Source organism: Microcoleus sp. AT3-A2, assembly GCF_036705685.1.
Lineage (GTDB): Bacteria > Cyanobacteriota > Cyanobacteriia > Cyanobacteriales > Microcoleaceae > Microcoleus.
The window spans coordinates 59,874-69,482 of record NZ_JAUBVF010000009.1 but is presented as its reverse complement, the minus strand read 5'-3'; the positions used below and the strand labels follow the sequence as shown (position 1 = coordinate 69,482).

Annotated in this window: 11 protein-coding genes and 1 tRNA gene; 9 read left to right on the top strand and 3 right to left on the bottom strand. The window is 46.2% G+C overall.

Annotated features, from left to right (window positions below; all coding sequences use genetic code 11):
• The 4 genes from QUB37_RS08095 to QUB37_RS08080 all read left to right on the top strand — a co-directional run.
• A partial coding sequence (locus QUB37_RS08095; RefSeq protein ID WP_333160762.1) for a tetratricopeptide repeat protein occupies positions 1-1,267 on the top strand: 1,267 nt, incomplete at its 5' end.
• A complete protein-coding gene (locus QUB37_RS08090; RefSeq protein ID WP_333160914.1) occupies positions 1,248-2,057 on the top strand; it encodes a CHAT domain-containing protein in 810 nt (269 codons plus the stop codon). The genes QUB37_RS08095 and QUB37_RS08090, both read left to right, overlap by 20 nt.
• A gap of 3 nt (positions 2,058-2,060) precedes the next feature.
• Entirely contained in the window at positions 2,061-2,402 is a 342-nt protein-coding gene (locus QUB37_RS08085) for a hypothetical protein (RefSeq protein WP_333160760.1), read from the top strand.
• On the top strand, positions 2,399-3,892 hold the full coding sequence (locus QUB37_RS08080; protein WP_333160758.1) for a hypothetical protein: 1,494 nt from the start codon (positions 2,399-2,401) through the stop codon (positions 3,890-3,892). Before QUB37_RS08085 ends, QUB37_RS08080 begins: the two co-directional genes overlap by 4 nt.
• Positions 3,893-3,960: 68 nt before the next feature.
• On the opposite strand, the gene QUB37_RS08075 is transcribed toward QUB37_RS08080, so the two are convergent.
• Entirely contained in the window at positions 3,961-4,173 is a 213-nt protein-coding gene (locus QUB37_RS08075; RefSeq protein ID WP_006634859.1) for a helix-turn-helix domain-containing protein, read from the bottom strand.
• Between the two features lie 126 nt (positions 4,174-4,299).
• Here QUB37_RS08075 and QUB37_RS08070 point away from each other — a divergent pair, with 126 nt between their 5' ends.
• Positions 4,300-4,539, top strand: coding sequence for a hypothetical protein (locus QUB37_RS08070; protein WP_333160756.1), 240 nt, complete (start codon positions 4,300-4,302; stop codon positions 4,537-4,539).
• 126 nt (positions 4,540-4,665) lie between these two features.
• Here QUB37_RS08070 and QUB37_RS08065 read toward each other — a convergent pair.
• Positions 4,666-4,749, bottom strand: a tRNA-Leu gene (locus tag QUB37_RS08065).
• 228 nt (positions 4,750-4,977) lie between these two features.
• Here QUB37_RS08065 and accC point away from each other — a divergent pair.
• Positions 4,978-6,333 (top strand): acetyl-CoA carboxylase biotin carboxylase subunit, encoded by a 1,356-nt coding sequence (gene accC / locus QUB37_RS08060; protein ID WP_333160754.1) that lies wholly within the window; start codon positions 4,978-4,980, stop codon positions 6,331-6,333.
• A 156-nt stretch (positions 6,334-6,489) separates the two neighbouring features.
• On the opposite strand, the gene QUB37_RS08055 is transcribed toward accC, so the two are convergent.
• Positions 6,490-6,774 (bottom strand): YggT family protein, encoded by a 285-nt coding sequence (locus QUB37_RS08055; RefSeq protein ID WP_006634856.1) that lies wholly within the window; start codon positions 6,772-6,774, stop codon positions 6,490-6,492.
• A 124-nt stretch (positions 6,775-6,898) separates the two neighbouring features.
• On the opposite strand from QUB37_RS08055, the gene psbX reads away from it, so the two are divergent.
• The 3 genes from psbX (at position 6,899) to QUB37_RS08040 (ending at position 9,502) form a co-directional block, all read left to right on the top strand.
• The gene (gene psbX / locus QUB37_RS08050) at positions 6,899-7,018 is read left to right on the top strand and encodes a photosystem II reaction center X protein (RefSeq protein ID WP_333160753.1); all 120 of its coding nucleotides are present in this window, start codon (positions 6,899-6,901) and stop codon (positions 7,016-7,018) included.
• 281 nt (positions 7,019-7,299) lie between these two features.
• Positions 7,300-8,109 carry a Ycf66 family protein gene (locus tag QUB37_RS08045; RefSeq protein WP_333160751.1) on the top strand — a complete coding sequence of 270 codons (810 nt, stop codon included), beginning with the start codon at positions 7,300-7,302 and terminating at the stop codon, positions 8,107-8,109.
• A 268-nt stretch (positions 8,110-8,377) separates the two neighbouring features.
• Entirely contained in the window at positions 8,378-9,502 is a 1,125-nt protein-coding gene (locus QUB37_RS08040; RefSeq protein WP_333160748.1) for a redoxin domain-containing protein, read from the top strand.
• Positions 9,503-9,609 lie beyond the last annotated feature (107 nt).

Genomic DNA, 9,609 nt, shown 5'->3' with positions numbered 1-9,609 from the left:
AAATAACCTAGCTAATGCGTACAGTGACAGAATCAACGGTTCGCGGGCTGATAATCTCGAAAGGGCGATCGAGTTTTTTCAGGCTGCTTTAACAGTTCGTACCTTTGAGGATTTCCCCGAACAATGGGCAACGACTCAAAATAACCTAGCTGGTGCCTACTATAACAGAATCAACGGTTCGCGGGCTGATAATCTCGAAAGGGCGATCGAGTTTGTTCAGGCTGCTTTAACAGTTCGTACCTTTGAGGATTTCCCCGAACAATGGGCAACCACTCAACATAGCCTAGCCCTTGCCTACAGTGACAGAATCAACGGTTCGCGGGCTGATAATCTCGAAAGGGCAATCGAGTTTTATCGGGCTGCTTTAACAATCAGAACTCGTGAGGCTTTCCCACAAAATTATACAGAAACCTTATTTAATTTAGGTAATCTTTACCAAAGCAACCAGCAATGGCAACTAGCCTATGATAATTACGCCCTAGCGATTGAAACAGTAGAAATTTTACGGGGTGAGGAATCTGGGGATAAAAACAAACAGAAATTAGCCGAAGAATGGAATCAACTTTATCTTGGCATGGTAGAAGTTTGCATCGAACTGAAACGCTACACCGAAGCTGTGGAATATGCGGAACGTTCCAAGGCGCAAAACTTAATCGAGTTGCTATCAGTAAAAGATTTGTATCCCCAAGGAGAAATACCTCCCGAAGTGCGCCAAGAGTTGCAACAGTTAAGGCTGAGAATTGCTGAGGAAAATCAACGGTTAAAACAAGCTGAAGAGAAAAACTACGACACCATCAACGAACTTCGCCAAGATTTAGCAGCAAAATATCCCTATACACCTCTCAAATTTGGTGAGATTCAGCAGCTAGCAGGTGAAAAAACAGTAATTGTTGAATGGTACATTTTGGGCGATAGTTTTTGTGCTTTCACCCTCACCAATAACAACTCCCAACCACAATTTTTATCATTTAATGAATCAGATTTAGACAAGCTAACTGATTGGACAAATGAATATTTAGGAGATTATGACAGCAACACCCAACAATGGCAAAACAGCCTCGGAACCAAACTAGCAAACCTCGCGCAAATTCTCCACATTGATGAAATACTCGCAGCCATTCCCGAAACTTGCGATAAACTAATCCTGATTCCCCACCGCTACCTGCATTTATTCCCAATTCACGCCCTCCCTGTCAGCGGGGAAATTTGGCAGCGCTTTCATCGCGACAACGAAAATTGCCCTCTAAATCCATCCCTGTCTCGTTGACTGTTTCGACAATGGAGTTTCCTACGCCCCCAGTTGTCAACTATTGCACCAAGTCCAAAAATACAAACGTGGTAAATTCGCTCAATTCTTCGCCATTCAAAACCCCACAGATGACTTGATGGCAGCCGACATGGAAGTAGAAACTATCAAAAATATTTTCTCCAACCCAGAAATTTTCAGCAAAGAAAATGCCAAAAAAGGCAAACAATCAGAGTCAACATTAGAAATAGCCGAAAAAGTCGCCGACAGCCATCATCTGTTCTTTTCCTGTCACGGTTCCTTCGATCGCAACGAACCGCTAAAATCGGGTTTACAGCTATATGATGGTACTCTCACCCTAGAAGAAATCATCCGCTATTTCAACCTCAGTCAATGCAGCCTAGTCACCCTTTCCGCCTGCGAAACCGGACAAGTCCAACTCGACAACACCGACGAATACATTAGCCTCACCAGCGGTTTCCTACTAGCTGGTAGTCCCAGTTTATACGTCAGCCTGTGGTCAGTAAACTCCCTTTCTACAGCAATTTTACTGATCAAAACCTACGAAAACCTCTACCACCAACCCGGTAAATTTGCCCTAGCATTAAGCCAAGCCCAAATCTGGATGCGAGACACCGACATCCAAGGCTTCCTCGACTGGACAAACCAATGTCACCTCCTAGACACTGAGTGGCGAGAAATCTTACAATACTGCTTGGAAGAGGACAAAGCAACTCAAGGATTCTGTGCTAAAATCTATCAAAACCCCTATCATTGGGCCGGCTTCACTGCGGCTGGCAAAGGAGAGTAAAACATGACTAATAGCAGCAACAAAATAAAAATTTTCCTGCAACTAATTCAATCAGATTTCTTTTTTAACTTGAGATATGCCCTAGCTGCTCTCAAAGCTGAATTAACAGACAATGATGACAAGAATGTCGAACTAATTGAAAATTGGCTGCAAGATAAGCCAACAATAAAGCTTCAATACAGGGCTAACGTGATGAGATTTGAGGAAGTTAAATTAGGCAATCAAGGGCAATCAGCCACTAAGCCGGGACAGCAAGGTCAAAGTTTGAAAGAAACCCTAGAAAATCTTATGATAGCTACCGAAAAACCTCCTGAACCCAATCAAGATACGCCGTCTTCTCCATGAAAAATTTTAGTATCAGTGTTTGTTATTTCCATCTCAATCAGACTTTAGCTGAACCTCCCGATCGAGTTTCACCTACAGCCGATTTTATTTGGGGAAATCTGATAAAACTAAGTGAAAAACTGCCTTTCAGTGAACTGAAAGATTTTAAATCTCAATTAGTTTGCTACGAATTTGATGAAGCATCCCAGGCTTTAAAACATCAGACAAAAGCCTTAAATTTAATCAATCAATGGCTAACCAAAGAACAACAGCCGATTGCACTTACTGCGATTCACAAAAATCAATTAGCGATTAGCGGGGATCTGCAACCCTTTCTATGGCATGATACCTACGCTTTCGATCTAACTTTATCTCCGGCCGATAATGACCGAGATATCGCAGCAGCAGAAATCGATTTATTTGAACCTAGCAGCCTTTTCTTAGAATGTTCGGAAAACACTCTCGGTGAAACGATCTGGCTTTACGGACAAACAGAAATACCTGATACAGAATGTCAAGGCGTAGCTGATGAATTAGTGATAAATCTGCTAAAAAGCACTAACTTTACATTTGGATTAGTCGCTCAAGGTAACTTGCTCAAAGTTCCCCTATTTGAATATGAAATTAGCCAACCCAATAAACCCAATAAACTCTATCGGATTTTAGTTTGGATCAACAATCAAGGGATATCTCCAGATGTAACCTCTGTTTATGACCCTTTATTTAACTCACTCTTGACTCGCCACAAAATTGAATATGTTTACCAACAAGCGCAAGAAAGTTATATTGCAGCCAGAAAAGCTTACAGCGAACTAGAAGCAAAGATTAAACAATTCAAGCAAGATAAGCCCTTAGAAGAACTGCAAAAACTTCTCGAATCAATGCCAGAACTATCTATGCAGTATCAACGGCAACTGCGAAATCTGCAAGGGCATTATACCACAATCAAAACCAATCAGCTCAACTATCAAACTTACTTACAAAAATTCTGGCAACCGGGCGATATTCCCAGTTGGCGAGAGTTTGGCGAAAATACCTGCAAGCGCGATCTCGACCAAATAGAAACCTACCTCAGTTATATCCAGCCGGGTAAAGACTTGATCGGCGAATTTATCAATACATTGCGGGGTTTGGTGGAAATAGAACAAGCCAAGTCCGATCGCCAACTGCAACAAACTTTACAGGATAAAGAGGAAAAAGAAAAAGAGCGCGATCGCAATTTACAAAATACGATTCAAGCAGTCGGTACCGGCATCGGTGTCGGAGTCGGCTTTGCCGGAATCGTAGCAGCCGGCTACCCCTTAATCGAAAAACCTTGGGATTTTCCTTCTCCCCAACATCCTCTGCTACCGCCGCATCCCTTCATTATTGCCGTTGTACTTAGTTGTTTATCCGGTGGAGGCTTGGGATGGTTGGCTTGGTTTTTCACTAAACGCCATCTCAATAGTAAATCATCAGATCAGCAGACAAGTTTACCTAGTCCCCAAAATCAACTTCCCTCGGATGGGTAATCGCCCTCTGCTTTCTTTGTTAATTACATTTTCGCAGTCATATTCTCGCGACTTACTGATAAATCTGTTTACTCTTTGACAACTTCCATTAATTCCTCAATCAAAACATCGAGGGTGCGAGCTATCTTTTGAATGGATGTGATATCAACCGTTGCTAGTCCTTCCGAGCGAGCATAGTGCCTGACTGTGCTGTACGGAACCTCGGATCGATCGGCAACATCCTTTAGCGTCCATCCTTTTTCATCAGCCAACTCTCGGATTCGGAACCTAACTAACCCCATTCTACTTGACAAACGATAAGTATCTATCGTTTAATATTTGTAATCACAAAGACGATCGCCCTCAGACCTGATAAATCAAGGGCAATCGCCTCTCTAACCATCCACTTTCGTGGAAAGGATTTTCCTATGATACCAAAAGAACTCACTTATCGCGATCGACTTAAACCTTGGTGTATAATTCGCCAACTCCCAAACTGTCAGCGGTTAACAGTCGCCCGTTTTAGTCGTCGCCCCGATGCCGAATCTTACTTGAATGCACTGCGTCGCTTAATGCCCGCAGTCCCACATACAATTGTTTTCGTAAATGCGCTGTGCGTAAATGAACTCAGCGTGTCCATACAAACACAATTGTCGATCGACAGTTAAAGAATGCTTAGTTCGATCGAGTTTTCGAGAATCCGATCTAAAACTCGATCGACTTTCTAGAAAAACCACTCAATATAAAACAACTGCCAACAGCCAAAACCGTCAACAGTTGTTTTATATATTCAATGCGGATGGCGAGACTCGAACTCGCAAGGACATATTGCCACACGCACCTCAAGCGTGCGCGTATACCAATTCCGCCACATCCGCTCTTTCTAGCAATCTCCTGGATTTTTGCGTTACGAGTTAAAGATTCACAGGTTGAGGTTCCTGACATTTAACTTGTGACTTGCCCTTTGAGACCGCCGATTTACAATCATAGCACCACTACCAGCAAAATGTAAAATAAATTTTTGTGAACAATTTCTGGAAAACGATTATCCAGAACATACCGAAAGGCATTATTGTACAGAATATTGAGTGAATTAAGCAGCGAAGATGGGGTTCTCGAAAATTTTAATCGCTAATCGGGGAGAAATAGCTCTCCGCATATTGCGGACCTGCGAGGAAATGGGGATTGCCACGGTCGCCGTACACTCCACCGTAGATAAACACGCCCTGCACGTCCAGTTGGCAGACGAAGCCGTTTGCATCGGCCCCCCCACCAGCAGCAAAAGCTATTTAAACATCCCCAACATCATCGCGGCAGCCCTGACACGCAACGCCGCAGCCATTCACCCCGGTTACGGCTTCCTCGCCGAAAACGCCCGATTTGCCGAAATCTGCGCCGACCATCAAATTACCTTCATCGGCCCGTCTCCGGCAGCAATGCGGGCGATGGGCGACAAATCCACCGCCAAAGAAACTATGCAGCGGGTGAAAGTCCCCACAGTTCCCGGTAGCGAAGGATTGCTGGCGGACGATCGCGAAGCTTTGTCGATCGCCCGCGACATCGGCTATCCTGTGATGATCAAAGCCACAGCCGGCGGTGGTGGTCGGGGGATGAGGCTAGTGAGAGAAGCATCCGAACTCCCCAAACTATTCTCCGCAGCCCAAGGCGAAGCCGATGCAGCCTTCGGCAACCCCGGACTTTACCTCGAAAAATTCATCGAAAGACCCCGCCACATCGAAATCCAAATCCTCGCCGACAACTACGGTAACGTCATCCACCTCGGCGAGAGAGATTGTTCGATTCAGCGCCGACACCAGAAACTCCTCGAAGAAGCCCCCAGCCCAGCCCTCACCCAGAAACTGCGAGATCAAATGGGTCACGCCGCCGTCGCCGCCGCCAAATCCATCAACTACACGGGTGCGGGCACTGTCGAATTTCTGCTTGACAAATCGGGCAAGTTCTACTTCATGGAAATGAACACGCGCATCCAAGTAGAACATCCCGTCACCGAGATGATTACAGGTCTCGACTTGATAGCCGAACAAATTAGGATCGCCCAAGGAGAAAAACTGCAAATCAAGCAAAACCAAGTAATTCTCAACGGCCACGCGATCGAGTGCCGCATCAATGCCGAAGACCCCGATCGCAACTTCCGCCCTCACCCCGGCATAATCAGCGGTTATTTGCCTCCCGGTGGCCCCGGCGTGCGGATGGACTCTCACGTCTACACCGATTACGAAATACCGGCTTACTACGATTCTTTAATCGGTAAAATAATTGTATGGGGGCGCGATCGACCGACCGCCATCTGCCGGATGAAGCGGGCATTGCGGGAATGCGCCATCACCGGTGTCCCCACCACCCTGGGCTTCCACCAAAAAATCCTCGATTCCCCCGAGTTTCTCAGTGGCGAAGTTTACACCAATTTCGTCGAACAGTTCTTGAACCAAAACAGTCATTAGTCAATCGGTTTTGGATTTGGGATTTGGGATTTTGGATTGAACAATTGAAGAAAGCAACCCCACGGATCAATCCGGGGGTTTTTACCCAAACTGCTTTCAGTCAACCGTCAACAGTCAACAGTCAACAGTCAACCGTCAACCGTCAACCGCCAACTCTTACATCATCATCGTCAGTAGCCCTTGCTGACCGAGAATCATTTCTCGCAGCAAGCTACAGATACCCACCCAAATAATCGGCGTAATGTCCACCCCGCCGATCGGCGGTACAATCTTTCTAGTTACGGCTAAAAAAGGTTCCGTCGGCCAAGCAATCAGACTCAACGGCAACTTGCTCAGGTTCACCTCGGGATACCAAGTCAGGACGATCCGAAAAATAAACAGCAAGGTCATCACGACTAGGACAGAGCCCAGAATCCAACTTGCAACGGTAATACCAGTCATGGGTCTTATCTCGAAATTTTAAGTTTTGTTAAGTCTGCTATTCATAATTTTAACCGTTTCACAGGTGCGATCGAAAGTATAAAATTAATAAAAATCAAATTGTTGTAACAAAGGCTTTGAATCTATGACTCCTTCTCTCGCGAACTTTTTGTACAGCCTGCTGATCGGCGTGACAGTGGTAGTGATTCCAGCAACGATCGCCCTGATCTTCATCAGCCAAAAAGACAAAATCAAGCGCACCTAAAAAGTCAGCGGGTTTCTAAGTCCGGCGCTGCAAGTATATTGTGGGCTACAAGTCGGGCATTTCCCCGATCCGAGAAACCTCGGCTGCCAGCAACTGTCAAGGCAAAACCTTCAGTTGACTGCCAAGCTGAGGTTTTTTCCCGTTAAACTCATTATTATACTCACTTCCCAAGCTGAAACCCTGACCGGACGCTGCCCCAGAAAGCACAGTCGGGCTGACAGACTTAATGATAGATGTAAAATCTAACTCGTTAACATAGGAAAGACATAGGAGATAGGCTAATGGTCAATTTAGGATTGAACTGGAGCAGCCTGTTAGGGATTATCCTAGCAGTAGCAGGGGCAGGACTGTATTTTCTGCGATCGTGGCGTCCAAAACTAGCCCGAGACCACGATATTTTTTTTGCAGCCGTCGGCCTGCTGTGCGGCGGTATTCTGTTATTTCAAGGATGGCGGCTTGACCCAATTTTGGCATTCGGTCAATTTCTGCTGGCAGGTTCCGCCATATTTTTTGCAGCAGAAAGCATTAAGCTGCGAGGAGCGACCACAGCCCAAGCCAAAAGTCGCGCCCAATACATAGATGAAGACCGACCGGTCAGCAACGCCTACGGTTACGACGGCTACGATGCCGACATGGAACAGCTAGAACCAGAGGAAGACTATCCGCAGCGTCCCCGGATCAGAGGCAGCCAAGACTACCGTTCCTCTCGGGAAGCCTACGACGACGAACCCCGCCGCCGCCCCTCGAATCGCAACGGCAGCGTTAACACCGGACGGCCCGACTCGCCCGATCGAGCCTCGCGCAAACGTCCCTCTCGCCCAGAAGCCCCGCCTGCCCAAGAGTCTGACAACTGGGACGTTTCAGACAACCCCGAAGAAAGACCGACCCGCAGCCGCAGCAGTCGCCCCCCTGCTTCGGAAAACCGCAGTTCCGATACGCCGCCGAGAACCAAAAAACCCCGTCCTACGGAATCATCCAGGTCTCGCCCCAGCAACCGCGACGTGGAAGCACCCCCGTCAGACTACGTGGAGTATCGACCTGTAGAATACCCGGAAGACCAACCGGATAATTCCCCCAGTTTCGACAAATAGGCAAACACTAAGTAGATGGGTGAAACTCAACATTTCTCGTACCCGCAGGCAAAAAAATCAGTTGCGTTTATTGATGCCCATCTACTTATTCTCAGATATGAAAGTGCTCAAAAAGACTGTAAATTGCGAGGGTGAAACCCCAGCCAAACATAGATATATACAAATAAAAGCTAATTTTATTCAAAAATTATTTTGACATACCTAATCTGTGGAACTAATCGACAGCATAATAATCTAAATATAAAATCCCCAATCTTAAATCAGCAAGATGCCATTACTCGAAATAGGAGATCCGGCTCCCTGGTTTTCCGTTCCTTCTACAAATAACCCCTTATTTCATTTCCCGACTGTTGGCGGCCGGCGAGTCGTGCTGTTTTTCTTTGCCAGCGCAGCTTTTGAACAAATCCAAGTTATCCTCAAAAGCTTTCAAGAGCTTTCAGAAGAATTCCAAAGCTTGCAAGTAGCGCGGTTCGGAGTGAGCGTTGACCCAGCAGACAAAGAACTAAACAGACCGACAACAATTGCTCCGTCATTCCTGTTTTTCTGGGACTTACACAAACAAGTCAGTCAGCAGTATGGTGTTTGCCGAGATGTCGAACAAAATGGAGTTGCCGGAGTTCACTATGCACCCCAAACTTTTGTTCTCAACGAAAACCTTCAGGTAATTAATATTTTGCCGATGGGTGAACCGCACCAACACGCCCAGCAAGTATTAGATTTTATTCAAACTTTGCCCCCAATTGAGGAAGCCCGAGCAGCCACTCGCCACGCCCCGGTGTTGGTAATTCCTAACGTTTTGGACAAAGCATCTTGCCGCAGTTTGATCGATATGTACAAAACTCACGGTGGAAGTCCTTCGGGCTTTATGAGGCAAATAGGCGGGAAAACAGTGGGTCTGCACGACGACACTTTCAAGAAGCGCCGAGATTTCTTTATTCAAGACGAGGATTTCCAGCGACAATTGAGTGCGATTATTCTGCGCCGGGTGCTGCCGGAAGTAGAAAAAGCTTTTCAGTTTACAATCACCAGGTTTGAGCGGTATTTGGTGGGCTGTTACGATGCTGACAGCGGCGGTTATTTTCGGCCACACCGCGACAACACTAGCAAAGCTACGCTGCACCGCAGGTTTGCGATGACGCTAAACTTGAATGTGGGAGAGTACACGGGGGGATTTTTACGGTTTCCAGAGTACGCGCCGCACGGTTATAAAGGTGATTCTGGCACGGCGATTATTTTTTCGTGTTCTTTGCTGCATGAAGCGACGCCGGTGATTAGCGGCCAGCGTTTTGCTTTGCTGTCTTTTTTCTACGGCAATGAGGATGCTGCGGTACGACAAACTAATTTTAAGTATTTAGCTGCTGATTCAGATTCCCGAATTGGAGAACCGGCGTAAGGAATGTCACTACCGTGGTGCAAGTCCTAAAATAATTACAAAAGGTAGTTAGCGGTTAGCCACAAAACCTAATTTCTAGCTACCGATCGCTAAATACTAAATCGATC

Coding starts and splice junctions, on each gene's coding strand:
- QUB37_RS08075 (WP_006634859.1), bottom strand. CDS start 4,173: ATGGGGTTAGTTAGGTTCCGAATCCGAGAGTTGGCTGATGAAAAAGGA.
- accC (WP_333160754.1), top strand. CDS start 4,978: ATGGGGTTCTCGAAAATTTTAATCGCTAATCGGGGAGAAATAGCTCTC.
- QUB37_RS08085 (WP_333160760.1), top strand. CDS start 2,061: ATGACTAATAGCAGCAACAAAATAAAAATTTTCCTGCAACTAATTCAA.
- psbX (WP_333160753.1), top strand. CDS start 6,899: ATGACTCCTTCTCTCGCGAACTTTTTGTACAGCCTGCTGATCGGCGTG.
- QUB37_RS08045 (WP_333160751.1), top strand. CDS start 7,300: ATGGTCAATTTAGGATTGAACTGGAGCAGCCTGTTAGGGATTATCCTA.
- QUB37_RS08055 (WP_006634856.1), bottom strand. CDS start 6,774: ATGACTGGTATTACCGTTGCAAGTTGGATTCTGGGCTCTGTCCTAGTC.
- QUB37_RS08080 (WP_333160758.1), top strand. CDS start 2,399: ATGAAAAATTTTAGTATCAGTGTTTGTTATTTCCATCTCAATCAGACT.
- QUB37_RS08040 (WP_333160748.1), top strand. CDS start 8,378: ATGCCATTACTCGAAATAGGAGATCCGGCTCCCTGGTTTTCCGTTCCT.
- QUB37_RS08070 (WP_333160756.1), top strand. CDS start 4,300: ATGATACCAAAAGAACTCACTTATCGCGATCGACTTAAACCTTGGTGT.